The organism is Pseudoalteromonas sp. R3, assembly GCF_004014715.1.
Classification (GTDB): Bacteria; Pseudomonadota; Gammaproteobacteria; order Enterobacterales; family Alteromonadaceae; genus Pseudoalteromonas.
Map to the genome: position 1 here is coordinate 3,279,431 of NZ_CP034835.1, position 17,714 is coordinate 3,297,144.

General features: G+C 49.8%; 13 protein-coding genes. 1 reads left to right on the forward strand and 12 read right to left on the reverse strand.

The features are described 5' to 3' along the window. Nucleotides 1–208: 208 nt before the first annotated feature. The 7 genes from ELR70_RS19395 to ELR70_RS19425 all read right to left on the reverse strand — a co-directional run bounded on the left by ELR70_RS19395 (nt 209) and on the right by ELR70_RS19425 (nt 10,689). Nucleotides 209–934 (reverse strand): hypothetical protein, encoded by a 726-nt coding sequence (locus ELR70_RS19395; RefSeq protein WP_128064683.1) that lies wholly within the window; start codon nt 932–934, stop codon nt 209–211. Nucleotides 935–947: 13 nt separating this feature from the next. Beyond that, nucleotides 948–1,577, reverse strand: coding sequence for a hypothetical protein (locus ELR70_RS19400; RefSeq protein WP_054015355.1), 630 nt, complete (start codon nt 1,575–1,577; stop codon nt 948–950). 202 nt (nt 1,578–1,779) lie between these two features. Beyond that, on the reverse strand, nt 1,780–4,413 hold the full coding sequence (metH, locus tag ELR70_RS19405) for a methionine synthase (RefSeq protein ID WP_054015356.1): 2,634 nt from the start codon (nt 4,411–4,413) through the stop codon (nt 1,780–1,782). Nucleotides 4,414–4,424: 11 nt separating this feature from the next. Beyond that, nucleotides 4,425–5,447, reverse strand: coding sequence for a homocysteine S-methyltransferase family protein (locus tag ELR70_RS19410; RefSeq protein ID WP_128064789.1), 1,023 nt, complete (start codon nt 5,445–5,447; stop codon nt 4,425–4,427). 55 nt (nt 5,448–5,502) lie between these two features. Next, the gene (gene metA, locus ELR70_RS19415; protein WP_054015358.1) at nt 5,503–6,450 is read right to left on the reverse strand and encodes a homoserine O-succinyltransferase; all 948 of its coding nucleotides are present in this window, start codon (nt 6,448–6,450) and stop codon (nt 5,503–5,505) included. A gap of 127 nt (nt 6,451–6,577) precedes the next feature. Continuing rightward, on the reverse strand, nt 6,578–9,733 hold the full coding sequence (locus tag ELR70_RS19420; RefSeq protein ID WP_160317375.1) for a PAS domain-containing hybrid sensor histidine kinase/response regulator: 3,156 nt from the start codon (nt 9,731–9,733) through the stop codon (nt 6,578–6,580). Between the two features lie 11 nt (nt 9,734–9,744). Further along, complete coding sequence (locus ELR70_RS19425) at nt 9,745–10,689, reverse strand: ABC transporter substrate-binding protein (RefSeq protein WP_160317376.1); 945 nt, start codon at nt 10,687–10,689, stop codon at nt 9,745–9,747. 142 nt (nt 10,690–10,831) lie between these two features. Here ELR70_RS19425 and ELR70_RS19430 point away from each other — a divergent pair, with 142 nt between their 5' ends. Further along, nucleotides 10,832–11,926 (forward strand): response regulator, encoded by a 1,095-nt coding sequence (locus ELR70_RS19430; RefSeq protein ID WP_054015361.1) that lies wholly within the window; start codon nt 10,832–10,834, stop codon nt 11,924–11,926. 107 nt (nt 11,927–12,033) lie between these two features. On the opposite strand, the gene ELR70_RS19435 is transcribed toward ELR70_RS19430, so the two are convergent. From ELR70_RS19435 to ELR70_RS25740, 5 genes are all read right to left on the reverse strand, one after another. Further along, nucleotides 12,034–13,044, reverse strand: coding sequence for a contractile injection system protein, VgrG/Pvc8 family (locus ELR70_RS19435; RefSeq protein ID WP_054015362.1), 1,011 nt, complete (start codon nt 13,042–13,044; stop codon nt 12,034–12,036). 2 nt (nt 13,045–13,046) lie between these two features. Next, entirely contained in the window at nt 13,047–13,259 is a 213-nt protein-coding gene (locus ELR70_RS19440) for a tail protein X (protein WP_054015363.1), read from the reverse strand. A 9-nt stretch (nt 13,260–13,268) separates the two neighbouring features. Next, the gene (locus ELR70_RS19445; protein WP_054015364.1) at nt 13,269–13,724 is read right to left on the reverse strand and encodes a phage tail protein; all 456 of its coding nucleotides are present in this window, start codon (nt 13,722–13,724) and stop codon (nt 13,269–13,271) included. Between the two features lie 27 nt (nt 13,725–13,751). Continuing rightward, a complete protein-coding gene (locus tag ELR70_RS19450) occupies nt 13,752–17,426 on the reverse strand; it encodes a hypothetical protein (protein WP_054015365.1) in 3,675 nt (1,224 codons plus the stop codon). Between the two features lie 159 nt (nt 17,427–17,585). Next, complete coding sequence (locus ELR70_RS25740) at nt 17,586–17,711, reverse strand: hypothetical protein (protein WP_268795159.1); 126 nt, start codon at nt 17,709–17,711, stop codon at nt 17,586–17,588. Between the last annotated feature and the right edge of the window lie 3 nt (nt 17,712–17,714).

A 17,714-nucleotide genomic window follows, 5' to 3' on the forward strand; every position in this document is an offset into this window, starting at 1 on the left:
GCGATCTTAATATCTGCATTCACAACGTCCCCGGCTGGGGTAACTGCAGTGGTATATCGCCTGACTATAATAAGCTCTACTTGTAATTTTTAATGCGGGCTTACTGGATCAAGGCAAGAGGGCATTACTTCTATGACGCTTTAAATCAGAGGTTATTTAAAGCAAGGGACAAATAATAACTAAATAATTATCCAAACACAAGGATAATTTAGGGGGTCACCACCTGATAATGCCCTCTTGATAACAGAGGAAACTGATCAGAAATTGCGTATATCTCAACCCGATAGCGGCCAGCAGGCCAAAAGGGCTTATGATAACGCACAAAATGCTGACTATCTGCAGATTTAATCGCAACATTGCGAAACACGACGATTTGATTGTCGTCTTCTCTAACCCATTTCACCAGCACTTTATGACCATAATCAGCACCGGTTTCAAAAATAGCGGTTATATCGCCTGCGTTCGCAGGGAAAATATTCTGTACAGCGTACCCGGCCTCAAACTCTGCCTGAGACGAGAAAAGTATTATAGAGTTGCCATGATTCAGCTGTTCCGTTTGTTCTTGTAAATCACTGTTTAGCGCAATGTCTGCAAGCCTTTGAGCGGCAGCACGAACGTCCGTGATCTGCAGTAAACTGTCTTCATCCAGAATACCATGAGACGCTGCAAACTGAGCCAGCGTGTCTTCATCTGCAAAACGGATCGCCGTTTCGACCATAGTGTTGTTGATGAGCTCAGTACCTGCAGGCGCAGTGTGTGTATGAACCTCTGTCTTTGGCTGGCTCTGTGCCCTTTGCGGTTCACTTTTCGAGCTCTGAATCAGAGCTGTAGCTAAGCCCTTTTCCTCTGCAACGGGTGGCGCCACAGCGGCACCACGCAGAATCCAGCCTGAGACCATACCTACCAAAAAGATCAGCAACATGTAACGGATCACAGGCATTCCTCACTTAGTTATTGAAAGCGTTTTTTACCCAGCTATCACGCTCGGTGATACAGGCAGAAGATGTTTCAAAGCTTTTTAAGTAATTGACACGGTTATCACCACACTCGGTGTTGTGCTGTTTAACAGGTCCATAGCAAACGCCCAATGCTTTTTTACCATCATCAATATAACCAACACACAAGTTGTGTTGCACGACATTCGTATCCGGAACTATGACGCCACCACTTGATTGGCCACTTGAGTTCGCCCCACAGTTCATCTGATCAACCACTGTGAGCGCATATTCAGACGCTTGCTTATAAACATCATACGTATCTTTATATGTTGTTGTGCGACCGGTTTTAGGGTCTGTGCCCGTCTCGCCACTACGGCACGCTTTGACAGCAGCGGTGTAATAAACATCTGCATTTGCTATCTGAGATGACGCCTGAACACCACACGCATTGGCCGCTTCTCTGTCAGCATCCGTAATAAGTTCCTGTAAATTACAGCTGTTACCACTGCTGGAAAGATTACTACCTGAACCCGATGAGATATCGCCGTTCGCTTCCTCTTCACCAACGCCTTCACACCCCGATAACGCGAATAAGCCCATTAGGACTAGTGCCACTTTACTTGCGCTGTTCACCTTCATATCCCGATTTCCCCATGAATAAAAGCCGCACAATCTATTGCAATAAACGCAATAGATCAAGCCCAACCGTAATCAAATGTAACAAACCAAAAGATTCAGAAATCAGCTGATGCGCAAAGGATCAACACAATATTTTGAAAGTAAAAGAAAAGGCGCGGGTCACGCGCCTAACAGATGAGCTGATGGATCTCATGTTAGTTGGTTATGGTTGTGGTTCATACCCCAGGTTGGGCGAAAGCCAGCGCTCGGCTTCTGCCAACGTCATATTGCTACGTTTGGCATAATCTTCAACCTGATCCTGCTGAATGGCTGCCACGGCAAAGTATTTGGAGTCCGGATGCGAGAAGTACCAGCCTGATACCGCCGCGCCCGGCCACATGGCATAAGAGCTGGTGAGCTTCATGCCAATGCGGTTTTCCACATCCAACAACTGCCAGATTTTATCTTTTTCAGTGTGCTCAGGACATGCAGGATAGCCCGGTGCCGGACGGATCCCCTGATAGTTCTCGCGGATCAGTTCTTCATTACTAAGCTTTTCATCTTCAGCAAAGCCCCAGTATTGCTTACGCACCTGTTCATGCAGGTATTCTGCAAAGGCCTCAGCCAGACGATCTGCCACCGCTTTCACCATGATTTTGTTGTAATCGTCCTGCTGCTGCTCAAACACCTCAGCTAAATCATCCTCTTCCAGACCACCGGTGACCGCAAACGCACCAAAATAATCCGGCGTGCCTTTCGGCGCGATATAATCGGCCAGACAATAGTTCGGAAAATCGGTTTTTTCGGTCTGCTGGCGCAACTGACAAGACTTCAGCAGCACTTCTTCACGGCTTTCATCGCGATAGATTTCAATGTCATCACCCACCCGGTTTGCCGGGAATAAACCAATTACACCCAGCGGTTGTAAACTGCCTTTAGCAATCAGCTCGTCAAGCATAGTATTGGCATCGGCAAAGAGCTTTTTCGCTTCCTCACCCACTACTTCATCTTCAAGAATACGCGGGTATTTACCGGCCAGCGTCCAGGTCATGAAAAAGGGCGTCCAGTCGATATACTCACGCAAGGTAGCGATACTGACATCTTTAAACTCAGTGATGCCCAGCTTTTTGGGTACCGGTGGGGTGTAATTGTCCCAGTCGAGTTTAACCGCATTGTCACGTGCGCGGGCCAATGTCACGGGTTTTGAGCGGGGCTTTTTACGCGCCTGCTGGTCACGCACCTTAACATATTCACTGGCGGTTTTTTCCAAAAAGCCCGGCTTTTGTGAAGCGCTCAGTAAACTGGAAACCACTCCCACCGCACGGCTGGCATTGTTAACATAAACCACCCCTTTGTCATACTGAGGTTCAATCTTGACCGCCGTATGCGCCTTCGACGTGGTTGCCCCGCCAATCAACAGCGGGATCTCAAACCCCCGACGAGTCATTTCTTTAGCGACATGTACCATTTCATCCAGCGACGGGGTGATCAAACCCGACAACCCAATGGCATCGGCATTTTCATCTATGGCTGTTTGCAGAATTTTCTCTGCCGGCACCATCACACCCAAGTCCACGACCTCGTAGTTATTACATTGCAGCACCACACCGACAATGTTTTTACCTATATCATGAACATCGCCCTTTACCGTGGCCATGATGATCTTACCGTTGCTCTGACCGGCCTGCTTCTCAGCCTCAATATAAGGGTCCAGATAGGCCACCGCTCGCTTCATAACACGTGCAGATTTAACTACCTGAGGCAGAAACATTTTACCGGCACCAAATAAATCACCGACCACGTTCATACCGTCCATCAATGGACCTTCGATCACCTCGATGGGTTTATCAAACTGCTGGCGACAGGCTTCTGTGTCTTCTTCAATAAATTCAGTAATGCCTTTGACCAGCGCATGCTCCAGGCGTTTGGCCACAGGCCAGCTACGCCACTCCTGATCTTCGGCTTTCTCAGCCTGTGCCATCCCCGAGTAATTAGGCGCTATCTCTACCAGACGCTCACCGGCACCGGGATCGGTATTGAGGACCACATCTTCTACCGCCTTGCGCAGTTCATCGGGAATATCATCGTATACCGTCAGCTGACCGGCGTTGACAATGCCCATGTCCATACCGGCCTGAATAGCATGATATAAAAACACCGAATGAATGGCTTCACGCACCGGGTTATTACCCCGGAATGAAAAAGACACATTCGACACCCCGCCCGACACTTTACAGTGCGGCAGATTCTGTTTAATGCGTCGGGTACCTTCGATAAACTCAACGGCATAGTTATCGTGTTCTTCAATACCAGTCGCAACAGCAAAGATATTGGGATCAAAAATAATGTCTTCAGGCGGGAAACCCAGCTCATCCACCAGAATGCGATAAGAACGCTCACAGATCTCAAACTTGCGGTCGGCCGTTTCTGCCTGACCCGTTTCATCAAACGCCATCACCACCACAGCAGCGCCAAAGCGCTTAATGATTTTCGCCTGGCGTTCAAACGGCTCGCGGCCCTCTTTGAGCGAAATAGAATTAACGATGGCCTTGCCCTGAATACACTTCAAACCCGCTTCAATCACTTCCCATTTAGAGGAGTCGACCATGATTGGCACGCGGGAAATATCCGGCTCTGAGGCAATCAGGTTCAGGAACTTAACCATGGCGGCCTTGGAATCCAGCATGGCCTCATCCATATTGATGTCGATCACCTGCGCGCCGTTTTCCACCTGGCTGCGTGCGACATCCAGTGCGGCTTCATAATCTTCTTCCAGGATCAAACGCTTAAAACGCGCCGAGCCGGTCACATTGGTTCTTTCACCAACGTTAGTAAAAATGGCTGTAGATTGCGTCATATCAGTACTTCCTAATTAAGATTACAGGCTTCAAGGCCCGCCAGGCGCATTCTTACTTCAAGCTCAGGCAACGTGCGTGGTGCCACCTGTTCCAGCCCTTTCACAAAAGCGCGAATATGGTCGGGTGTTGTACCACAGCAACCACCAACAATGTTGATAAAGCCTTCCTTCCCCCAGTCGATGATTTCTTTTGCCATTTCAGGGGCTTCCAGATCGTACTCCCCAAACTCGTTGGGCAGACCCGCATTCGGATGTACCGACGTATAGGTTTCACACACCCGCGACAGCTCTTCGACATAGGCACGCAGTAGATCCGGTCCCAGCGCGCAATTCAGTCCGATGGAAATCGGTTTGATATGACGGATAGAGTTGTAAAAGGCTTCGGTCGTTTGGCCCGACAAGGTACGTCCCGAGGCGTCGGTAATTGTGCCGGAGATCATCACAGGCAAGGTTATACCGGTACGCTCAAAGGCTTCTTCCACCCCATACGCCGCCGCTTTAGCATTCAGTGTATCGAAGATGGTTTCAATCAAAATCAGGTGCGCGCCGCCTTCAATTAAGGCTTCGGTCGACTCAATATAGGCCGTAACCAGCTGATCGAATGACACATTGCGATAACCCGGGTCATTGACATCCGGTGAAATTGAACAGGTTTTTGAGGTTGGCCCAAGGACACCGGCCACATAACGCGGTTTACTCGGGTCTTTCGCGGTAAACTCATCACACACAGCCCTTGCCAGACGAGCCGACTCGACGTTAATCTCCCGGCTGAGGCTGGCCATATCGTAGTCTTCCATCGAAATAGTGGTGGCGTTAAAAGTATTGGTTTCAATAATGTCCGCACCCGCTTCAAGATATTCACGGTGGATCTGACGGATCACCTCAGGCTGAGTCAGGCTTAACAGGTCGTTATTACCTTTGATCAGGACATGCCAGTCTTTAAAACGCTCGCCCCGATAGTCCTCTTCCTCAAATTTGTGTTTTTGGATCATGGTGCCCATAGCACCGTCGAGGATCAAAATACGCTGTTGCATGGCCGTTTTAAGTTCATCGGCAATGGCTGCGCCGTCAATCGCGGTGGTGATATCTTTATTCGGCATAATTGTTAGTCCTTACATCCTGGCTAACCAGATTAATATCGTACGGAGTGGTCTGGTAAACATAGTAGTTTAACCAGTTGGAGAATAACAAAAAGGCATGGCTTTGCCATGTCTTAGATGGCTTGGCGTTAACATCATCTTCAGGAAAATAATTTTCCGGCTTGGGTGCATCCGGCCCTTTTTCGCAATCCCGAAAATACTCTTTACTCAAAGTGTCGGCATCGTATTCCGGATGCCCGGTAATATATACCTGACTGCCAGACACATTTTTAATTAAATAGGCGCCGACTCGCTCAGAACCAGCCAGTGTCACCAGCTCCTCACAGGCATCGATTTTACTGGCCTCAATATGGCCATAACGGGAATGGGGCACCAAAAATTCATCGTCAAAGCCACGGGTTAGTGCACCATGTTCAAAGTAGCAGCGGTGGCGAAACACCCCGCACAGCTTGTCTTTTTTAAGTTCCCGCTTCAGACCATGATGATGAAACAGACCCGCATGTGCCGCCCAGCAGGAGAACAATGTCGATGTCACATGGTGCTCGGCCCAGTCGAAAAACGCCTGCAACTCCTCCCAGTAAGTCACTTCTTCATATTCCAGGTGAGCAAGTGGTGCGCCGGTAACAATCAGCGCATCATAATTTTCTTCTCTGACATCCGAAAAGTAACGGTAAAACATATTCAGATGCTGCTCGGAGTTGTCGGAGCTACGGTGGGTGTCCAGGCGCAGCAGATCCACATTCACCTGCAAGGGCGTGTTGGCCAGCAGACGAATAAACTGCACTTCGGTTTCTACTTTATTGGGCATTAAATTGAGTATTGCCAGCCGCATTGGTCGGATCTCCTGCGTACTGGCACGGCTTTGTGGCATCACGAAGACATTTTCGTGGCGCAAATGGCTAATGGCAGGTAAGTCGTCGGTGACTGTGATTGGCATGATATTCCCCTCAGTGACTAGGACCGTTAAAGATAGATCCGTTAACTTGAGACATTATGAAGCAACAGGAATAAATTTCAACTTCTAGATGTTTAGCCGTCCAAATAAACCCTCTTTTACTCACCTCCTAAAATGCCGCTTTGAGCAGATGGAAGGAACGCGTCAATACGTCTTCGAGTTCCAGAATCAAATTTGCCTGCTGGGGACTTTGCTGCACAATGGCCAGCTCCAACTGCGCAGCAAGCTCAGCACAGCGCACCAGCCCAAGATAACCAGCCTGTCCTTTTAATGTATGTGCCATTCTGGCTGCCTCTTCAATATCCTCTACTTGCAGCCTTTGCCTCAGCCGTGTACAAAACCCTTTCTGTGCATCAATAAACTTATCAGACATTTTATGATAAAACGCCTCGTTGCCATTAACATGTCTGAGCCCTTGCGCCACATCGAGCAATTCACTTTGTGCATTATCCTGCGTTGGTATTATCGTTGATAAGTGCATATCGGCAGACTCTGTGACCACAGGCACCTCATCACGAGTCGGCTTCTGTTTACGGCTAAGCCATTGATATATTTTTTGATAAGCCAACTCAACGTTTATTGGCTTGGCGATATGATCGTCCATACCACAGGCTTTGATTTCCTGCAGATCATGTTGCATAACATTTGCGGTCAGCGCGATGATCGGCACCTCTCGACAGACTGCGCTTTTTCTAATCTCCCGGGTTGCGGTATAACCGTCCATGACCGGCATTTGGCAATCCATCAGGATCAGATCAACTGGAGTTTCCTGTAATAGCTCCAGCGCTTCTTCTCCATGTTCGGCAGTAAGCACCTGCATACCCGCGTCAGTCAGTATCTCCTGTGCAATTTCCCGATTGATATCGTTGTCCTCAACCAGAAGTACCTGTGCTCCTCCTAGTAGTTCTGGCAAGGCCCCCTGCTCAATCTGCGTACCAATTTGCGGTGGAGATTCAGTCGTGGCGGTTGCAATGGGAAAGTCGATTTCCACGAAAAAACGTGTACCTTTCCCCACAGAGCTTTCACACCAAATCCTGCCATCCATCAGTTTCACCAGGTTTTTGCTGATTGCCAGACCCAGGCCGGTTCCACCGTACTGACGAGTTGTTGATGCATCCGCCTGAGTAAAAGGAGTAAACAAGGTTTGCAGCTGCTCCGGTGAAATGCCTATGCCGGAATCAGATACGGTGAACACAATTTTTGCACTGGACTCCGTCAGGGTCTTAATCGCCAACTGCAAAGATAGACTGCCATAATGAGGTGTGAATTTAACTGCGTTACTGAGTAAATTGAGCAATATCTGACTGAGCCTGAGTGAATCTCCCATCAGGACCTCGGGTAACGCGGGGTCCTGGTTTACCTCAAAATCCAGCTGTTTTTCATCAATACGCGCAGCAATCAGACCACAAATATGCTCAATAAGTATTTGTGGACGAAACGGCACAGATTCCACACTCAATTTGCCCGCCTCAATTTTAGAAATATCCAAAATATCATTCAGGATCACCAAAAGGTTATCCGCGGCATAACGTATTTTTTTCAGATAGTTATGCATTTTTGGTGGCGCATCCATTTTGAGCGCTAAATGGGTTAACCCGGTGATTGCATGCATGGGAGTACGAATCTCATGAGACATATTGGCAAGAAACTGCGACTTAGCACGGGTCGCACTTTGTGCGGCCTCCATTGCTTTAAGGAGCTTTTTCTCTGCCTCTTTACGGTCTGTAATATCCCGAATGATGGCGGTGAAATAATTCACTTCCCCCACTTTAGTTTCTGCAACAGCCAAGTCGATGGGAAAACACTGGCCATTTTTCTTGCGTGCGGTCACCTCACGTTTGTTATCGATGACTTTTTTAATGCCCGTATCAAAGTAGTTCTGCATATACTGATCATGGCTGCTTCGATTTGGTTCTGGCATCAGCATACGCAAATTGTTTCCTAACACTTCGTCTCGCGCGTAACCAAACATTTCCTCCGCAGCCGGGCTAAACTCTTGAACTTCTCCTTGAATATTGATCACTATGATGGCATCGGCTGCCGTATCAATAATGGCGCGAGTCATGGCCTGATTTTCTATTAGCGAGCGCTCTTTGCGCATTTGCTCAGAAATATCCTGCACAATACCCACAAGCTTGTAGTGACCAGTATTACTGTCCAAAGAGCGCTCAGCCACCAGCCGAATAAAACGACAGCTCCCGTTATTATGCAACTCATAATTAAAATCATGATGCTGTTGCTGCTTATCAAAAATAGCCTGTAACGCCGTATCAGAGGCGACATCGGTATGACCAAACAGGGTATTTACGGTTACCGGCTGCGCCGCAGAAGCACCTATGATGTCGTAAGCCTCCTGAGACAAGTGGACCAGACCACTTTGCAGTTCCAGCTCCCAACGCCCCAGACGCGCCATTTTTTGTGCCTGTTCATAATTCAGATTGGCACTTTGTAGCTCCGCTGTACGTAATCTAACGCGGGATTCGAGTTCTCGCTGATTGTTATCCAGCAAAGATATGTGTTCACGAATGGCACTGGCTGCCCAGTTGAACGTCCTGCTCAGCGCTGCTATCTCTTTGAATCCGGACTCCACTTTCTGATGTGTATAAGTGCCTTCAGCAAGCAAAGAGGCCTGCCTGGCAAGGTCACTCAGAGGCGCAATAACCCGCTTCCTGAGCAGTATCATTACCATCAGAATGAGTATCCCGCACCCTATCCACATCAGGGCCAGATTTAACCGGATATTGTGCCATAACGCCTGTTCACTCAGCGCAAGATTATAGCGCAGATAAATAGTGCCAAAGCGAGTAGAGCGCAACTCTGTACTGGAGGGCAAAGCAAAGCGCTGAAACGCCTCTATCTGTGTGTGGTCAGCAGTAAAGGACAACAGTGGCATACTGCTGCTTCGGGCGGCTTTAACTGCCTTATCAGAACCATGACTGGTAATATCCTGGAGGGGTTTACCAATTTCGGCAAACTGATTACTGAATCGTATGCGCCCGGTATGATCCGCAACCACAATACTGATGACTTCCGGCACAGTGCCTATAACAGATAAATCATGGCGGATCTCTTCAGGCCTGTCGGAACTCAGGTTTACTTCTACATGGCGCTTCAATGTCATCAGCAAATAATTAGCATGTGACTGATGGCTTGCATAAGAGGCATCCCGGCTGCCAGTATAAATCACCATAGTACTGAGGCTCAGTACAGCCAGACACAGTAACAAAACGCCCACAGGCACCCAAAATGCCAGGGACGTTGGCACTCCTGGCTGCCTCATTGCAGTATAAACCTCGTATCAACCAGACCTTGCACATCAGCCACATCATCAATCATATTATGCTCTACCAGCACAGATAGCAGATGCTCTACGGTTGAGTGCAAAGGGGGCTCTGTTCCCTTACCCACTAACAAAGAACGGTTGGTCGGGGCATCAGCCAGTGTAATACCATCGAGTGCGGTTAACAGCTCATGCGGTTGCAGGCCAAGCCGGGGAGACATTAGCTGAGCTGCGTTTTCAGGGTATTTTTCTATATATTCTAGTGTCGAAAACTGGGCCGAAACCAATGTCTGTAGCGCTTCATGATAATGGCTTAGGTGTGCGGTTCTGACCACCAGCACATCAACGATTTTGCCCGGGATCTGCGCACTATCAAAAATAATTTTATGATTCTGATTCACAAGCTGAGTCGTGACCGGTTCAAACGTCACTACCGCATCAACGGCACGTGACTGAAAAGCCCTAAAATGCTGATTTGCCGGCAGGTGGACGGCATCAATATCCGCCATGCTCAACTGTGCCGCATCCAGAGTTTCATGCAACATCAAAGCACCAACGGCAGTTTGTTCATAGGCTACCCGCTTACCTTTGAGTTGTGCCAACTCAGAGACGGATCCACGCACAACCACGGCATCCGCTCCGTTTGATATGTCCATAACCAGGACGATTTTGAGTGAAATTCCCTCAGTTACCAACAACAGGGCTTCATCAAGTGTCAGTGCAGCTACTTCGATTCGGCCATGACGAAATGCATCCATGGTGTCGGTCGCAGACAGTAACTCAACCAGCTTGATATTCTCATTCAACAGACCGTTTTGCTTCGCCAAATAAAGTGTTTCGTAACCCGGCCAGAGGTTAAACCCGACTCTGAGCTGTGTGCGAGATGTATCAGAGCACCCGGCAATCAGCGTAAACGCCAGTGCAAGTAACCAAAGTTTCACGGCTTTCCCCATCCAATAGGTCATTGGTAAAGTTTCTTTTTGTATTCTAGTCTTGAATTGAGAACTTGGGGGGCTGAAGGAAGAAAATTGCAGCGTATTGCACCTGTCAGCCACTACGATGTAAACGAAACTGGTGAGCTGAATGGAGACAATCCTGATCGTTGATGATGACGACTTTGTAATCGAATATCATACACATATGCTGTCATCACAGTACCGGGTAGAAGTTGCACAAGATGGCGAAGCGGCACTTAAACTGGTCGATTCATGCTTGCCTAGCCTCATTTTGATGGACATTCAGATGCCACATATGAATGGCTATGAAGCTGCATACAAAATAAGGCTTGCCGGCCATACTATGCCCATTCTGTTTTTTTCAGACTTAAGCTCATTAGAAGAGCGCTTAAAGGCCTATGATGCCGGTGGCAACGATTTTATTGCCAAACCAGTTGATGAGCAGGAGCTGCTCACAAAAGTGTCTATCTTGCTCAAAGCACGTAAAACGGGGTCAGTCCATGCCGAAGAAGTCGCTGTTAAGGCGCTGGGAGATCTGTCGTCACTAGGCGTTGTGATGGGGTTTTATCGGGACAGTTTTCATTGTCACGATTTAACGTATCTTGCCCGGGCAGTTTTTAAACTCACCCGCAGATTTGGACTAAAGTGTTCGCTGATCATTCGCGATCTGAGAACCAACCCTTGTTTTTTTGATGACGGGATAGCCAAGAATATTGATGCCGCTTTACTTGAGTCTTTACAAGGTGCAAATCGGATTATGACATTTGGCAAGCACAGAGCCGCATTTAACTGGCGCCATGCGTCTTTGCTGGTTAAAAATATGCCTGAAGATCCGGACAGAGCCGGCTCGATGCGAGACTATCTTGCCTACATGATGGACGGGCTGGAACAGTGCACAGGCAAAGTCCTGGCGGAACAAACTATGAAACAAACCATTCTGGACTTCAGGGCACAAAATACCGACATTAAGAATGGGATAGCCACTTTAATTGACGATATGGAAATCCAATTAGAAGTTTTGTTCTCTACCCTCAGTGTCGACAACGACATTTCAGAAGCCTCAGAGGAGCTGTTGGTCAACATGATCCAAACAGCCAAAACCGCTGCTGAAGAAAAAATAAAATCCGGCTTAGTGATTGAGGAGCAATTAGCAGAAGTGCTGGATATGTTGCAGGAGAGGCAGGAAAAAGCAAACCCAGATGATGATATAGAGTTATTTTAGTTTAGCGACAGGTAGGGCATTACCCGACGTATTAGTCACGCCAGGTAATGGGAGGGGGCAGGAAATGAGAAAGGACGAAATCACGTCTGGCCGACATGAAGGCAGGGTTAATTGGGTTGCTCTGCTTTGATCTGGCACACATACCCCTGTGACGTTAGCTGGTGGGTTACTTCTTTGATAAACCATTCACCTTCGAGGTACTCCACCGTTTCATCCACCGTGAGCAAAGCACCGGCGACAATGTCTGGGTCACCAGGCACACATAAATACACTTCTCCATGGGCACGTTTCAGGCGAGTCAGGTGGCTGTTTGCTGCGGCCTGAGCAGCCGCTTCATCCGGATAGAGATACGGTAAAGTCACCACAGGCGTCCCTGAACCAGCCTGGACCGCAATCCGCTGTGCCTGCTGCGTATCGTAGTAATAGCAAAGCACACCAGCCACTAAGCGATAGTGGCTGGTTGCCCTGGACCAGTGTATTAAGTGGTGCTTGCTGAGTGCGGCCGAAGTCACGGTTTGTCCTGACAAAGACTGCCCGTCACCCTTGGTAACAAACAACAATTTATCTGCCGCAATTTTCATCACCGCGTCGTAGCGTCGGGCAAGCCGTGTAAGCAACTGCATATCACTTTCACTTTGCTCCAGGTGCTCCAGGGTAATGCTCTGCAGTGCCTCGCTCACGCCACTTTGCAGCCCATACTCCGAGGCAATTTGAGCCACCAGGTCGCCAAGTGTGATTGGTTCGTCACTCCCCTGTTCAGGCCAGGAACGGTATCTTGGCGATTTAAAGTCGGCATCCCACATTATGCTGTTGCCATACAAAGTGAGCGCCCGGGCAGGTCCAGTGAGTTCGTATGCCCCGACATCAAACTTACCAACCGGAGTAAGTGCAGCATGGCTGTCTGGCGTGCCGTTTTTGTACCCCAGCGCAATTTCCAGTACATTGCCAGGCTCTGGGAGCTGAATTGGCAGCTCCTCCAGGTTATCGAAGCGCACCATACACACATCGCTGAGCAACCCAGTCCGCTGCGTTACACTCACTTCAACGATCCGATCTTTCAGACTCTTGGTGACTTCATTACCATTCGCTTTAATAGAAAAATAGGGCTGTTGCTTCATGGTTAATCCCAAATATTAATCACATGTTTGGTCTTCGGCTTAGGCAGCTCGGGAAGAAAAATTTCCACACCCGCCGGATAAATCGCGCCCAGCGCAGCCAGGCCCGCATTTGCCCCAAGTACTTTTTCAACCGTGCCGACGCTTTGCCCGTAATGGCGATAACAAATGAGATCAAGACAGTCCCCATCACGAGTCACATAATTTACACCTTTCATGACTTCTCCTTATTCGGGCTCTTTAAGTGCCGCCTGATAACGACTCAGGCGCATGGAAAACTGAATCTCCCGGGGGATGCCATCATTAAAGAATAAAGTTCGGGTTTCACTGATGCTGTTGATCACCCATTTCCCCAAGACCCTGCCCACGCTGGGATTGGTCTTGCCACTTTCTTCTACATAACCCAGCGTCAAAGGCTGCCCTTTGGCCGCCTCTTCACGCATATAATCGAGCTGCTTTAGCCCGTTTTCGACGATTTGCGGGAAGATAGTGCCTTCCAGATCCAGTGTTTGTTCTCCCACCCCAATAAACTGCATCAATGGGCTGTTTTTGTTTGTCGGGGCGTCAAGCGACTTCCAGCGATACTGGGTGTCGTATTTCAGCTTGTTAAATGCCGCTGTACTGACCGAGAACTTGTAGTCACCCAGCTGCATCATATGCCTGGCATGATTGGTATTGCTCATTATTCACCTGAAGAATGAAATGTGGGTTTAAGCCACCTGATTGAAATAGCGCGCATTCAAATCGTGAACGGCCTGTTGTTGTTGCTGTTCAAGGATCTGCTTAACCTGAATAGCAATGTCCTGAGCTTGTTCGCCGCTGCGCGCATTAACTGTGATATTGGCATTGACCGTTACCTGTGCGCCCTGATGCGCTGTGTCACCATTAACAGGCGCGGATCCTGCGTGTGTTAATGGTGAGCCCAGCGAGGTTGACAGCGCTTCTGGCGTGCTTGCAATGTTGGCCTTGTCGGCTGCCACACCTTCCGAGTCGGTCGATTTATCAGCACTAAACCAGCTACTAATTTGCGACCCCACCGCAGCATTGGTAATAAATCCAGCCAGTGGCGCAGCCATTTTCAACCAGGGGTTACGACTTTTTTCCATTAACCCAGAGACGGCCTTGGCTGAGAACATGCCCCCGAGCGTGCCGCCAATCACCCCAGCTTTTTGTGAGCCACTTAAAGACTCATCGTTGGCGGCCTGCCACACAGTGTGATAGTTCAACGCATCACCGACAAAATTGCCTGCTTTAGCCACTTTATGTACGCGACTCTGATCATTCCCGGTTAATCCAGCAAACGCAGATGCGGTGCCTGCGGCCAGGTTAAACGGATTGATAAACTGGTTTTTGATAAAACCTTCGGCCAGGCCCAGCACAGTGTTATTAGCGCTGCTTTGTGAGGCCGTGTCGGGCGCACCAACTTCATTGGATTGAACGAGAGTTGCCCCGACATTACCTCCGGTGTCTGATGTCGCCTGAGATTTAGCAGGTTCATCGTCAGCAAACCAGCCTCCGAGTTTTTCACCCAGCCAGCCGCCTACAGACTCCCCCCCCATCGCACCCAGGGCGCCTCCGACCAAACCGCCTATGGCAGTGCCTATCCCCGGGATCACTGAGCCTATTGCAGCACCTGCTGCTGCCCCTGCCCAGGCACCGCCTGCTCCACCGACCGCACTGCCAACCTGCTGAGTTTTCTGCTCAGCACTCAGGCTGTCATCCGACAAGGTGGTTGCAACATCAACGGCCCCCATCACCGCACTCAAAGGGGCTGCCAGTTTACCGAGCATTTTAGCCCCGGGCAGACGACTGAACAGCCCGCCTTTTTTACCTGCAAACTGCCCCAGCTTGCCAGACTTGGCGTCATTTGCCGCAGCCTGCACTGCTATTGATTTCGATGTCGCATTGGGGAGCTGCCTGCCAGTATCGAGCGCACGAATTGTATTGCCCTGTGACGCTGGCTTGCGCTTGTTTTTTCTGCTGGTGTCCTCTTTTGACTCTGAATCAGCTCGGCCTTTCCCTTTATTTCGCCCTCGTTTAGAACCTGACTTACCCTTAGGTTTGCCCTTGTTTTTGCGTTTACCAGGCCGTTTTTTCTCTTCTTCAGGCTCGTCTTCTAAGTGCCCGTCAAGGTCATCAAAAACACTCGCCCCCTCAGCGCCCCCATCCGTTTCGCCAAATAAACCGGAACCACTCAAAAATTCAGATGCGGCGTCGCCCAGAGACGACAAATCACCGCTCATCAGTCCTTTAAAATCCAGCTTGCTGAGCGCTCCTTCATGTTGCGCCAACAAAGATGCCGCGCCATCCATACCAAACGCATTGAGCAGATCCGGTGCAGCAGAAACCAGCGATGACAAATCGCCATCCAGTACGCCTTTTACATCGAGCTTTTGGAACACCCCAGCATGTTGTTGCAGCAACGAGGCCGCATCATCCATACCAAAAGCACTCAGCAACTGAGGGCCAGCTTCGCTCAGAGACGACAAATCGCCACTCAAAAGCCCGTCCACATCGAATTTCTGTAGCGCTGGTAAAGCCGACTCAAGTAGAGCGCCAGCATCTCCCAGGTCCAGTGCTTTGAGCAAGTCAGGAGCGGCGTTCATCAGGCTGGAGACATCCCCCTGCACGATGCTTTTCAGATCAAGCTTGGCCAACCCGGGAATGGCGGTTTGCAACTTATCAGCGGCGTCGTCCAGATCAAACGCACGTAACACTTCAGGCGCTGCGTCCAGTAAACTGCTCAGGTCGCCTTCCATAATGGCCGGGGCATTAAGCTTGCTCAGCACCGGCATCGCCTTTTGCATTGCAGCCGATGCGCCGGGCATATCCAGTGCATCAAATACCGCAGGTGCAACCTCTCCCAGCGAGGCTAAATCGCCGCTCATCACGCCCCGAATGTCCAGCTTTTGTACAATACCAGCGTGTTGTTGCAACAGGGCTGCCGCATCTTCCATGCCCAGGGCATTGAGCAGATCCGGGCCTGCTTCGGCCAGCGAGGTCAGATCGCCACTGAGTAACCCGTCAACATCAAATTTTTGTAACGCAGGAAGCGCGGCAGCCATAGCTGTGCCGGCATCACCCAACTCCAGCGCACTCAGCAATTGAGGCGCCACGTTCATCAAAGTGGACACATCGCCCTGCGCAATACCTTTGAGATCAAGCTGGATCAGGCTGGGTATTGCGGCCTGCAATTTATCTGCGGCCCCTTCCAACTCAAATGCGCGCAGAACCTCAGGCGCAGCGTCCAGTAAACTGCTGAGGTCGCCTTCAACGATCGCTGGTGCGTTAAGTTTACTCAGTACCGGCAGGGCTTTTTTCATCGCCTGTGATGCACCGGGCATGTTCAAAGCCCGAAATAGCTGCGGTGCCGCCTGAACCAGTGAATCCAGCTCTCCAGAGGCAATCGCAGGCATATCCAATTGTGCAAGTGCAGGTAAGGCTTGTGAAACACTGGCCGAGACGCCATCCAGCTGCAACGCACTGAGCATGAGCGGCAGCTCTGCTGCTAAAGCCTGTACATCACCACGCAATGCACCAGACAAGTCTAACTGCGCCAGTGCCGGTAATTCTGAAGCCAATGCCTGCTGTAGCTGAGACAAGTCGACGGCGTCAATCAACGCGGGTAAAGCCGTTTTTAGCCCACTCAGGCCCCCTTCGAGCAACGCCTTGAGGTCCTGATTTTGCAATACTGGTAATGCGGATTGAAACGCAGCGACTGCCTGGCCGAGATCCAGAGAGCGCGCCACTTCAGGCATCAATGTGGTCAGGCCGTTCAGTTCAGCATTTACAGACTGAGACAATGCAGTCACGGCCGATACATCTACGGCACCTTCAAAGACAGGTATCGCTGTAGCACCACTGTCAGCATCCGCGAAGGTATTCAGTTCAACCGAGCTTTGACGATCCTCGGACGTGTTTACCGGTGCAAAGCCAGGCGCCGTTGCGCTTGCAATCTGACTGGCACCACCGGGCTGAGAGGCTTGTTCATTTTGAGCAACAAGGCGTGTAATCACAGCGCCAAGGTTATCCAAGGACGCCAGCAAGGCGTCTGATACCCCAGAAGAAAGCGCATTATCCACACTCAGATTGACAGTCCCCTCACCTGACGCAGGCTGCCCCGACGGCACCTGTTGTGCCATCACAGATTGCAGACGCTTGTGCAAATCGCTACTTTGAGGGGCTAATAACGCCAGCGCCTGAAGTTGTGCAAGTAATTGCCCGATAGAGGCTGCACTGGCATCACTTTGTAGCTGCAAAGAATGTAGTGCCCGGCCGAGTTTCGCCAGTCGCTGGTCCACGCCATTGCTCTGCGCCAGGCGATGTTTAACTTTATTTTTGGCTCCGCCGGGAGCACGAAGATGTTCGACAGTTCCTTGTTTCATAGATTTACCTGAAAGAGTTAAGAAGTGATACCAGAGAATGAAAGGAGGTGGAGTGTGGCATTGCTAAACAGCCTGAAAAAAGCCACTGAGCAATGCCGGCAATTGAAACTACAAACATGCGCAAAAACGCATGTTTGCAGAGGGATGACCCGCAACGGATCAGGACGCAGAGGTTGCCTCTTTGTAGTCAACCGCAGCATTGAACCAGTCGATTAATTCATCCTCGGTCAATGCATTGAGTTCGGCCAGGCCCCAGCCAGTGTATTTGGCTAAGGCGATCACCATAGC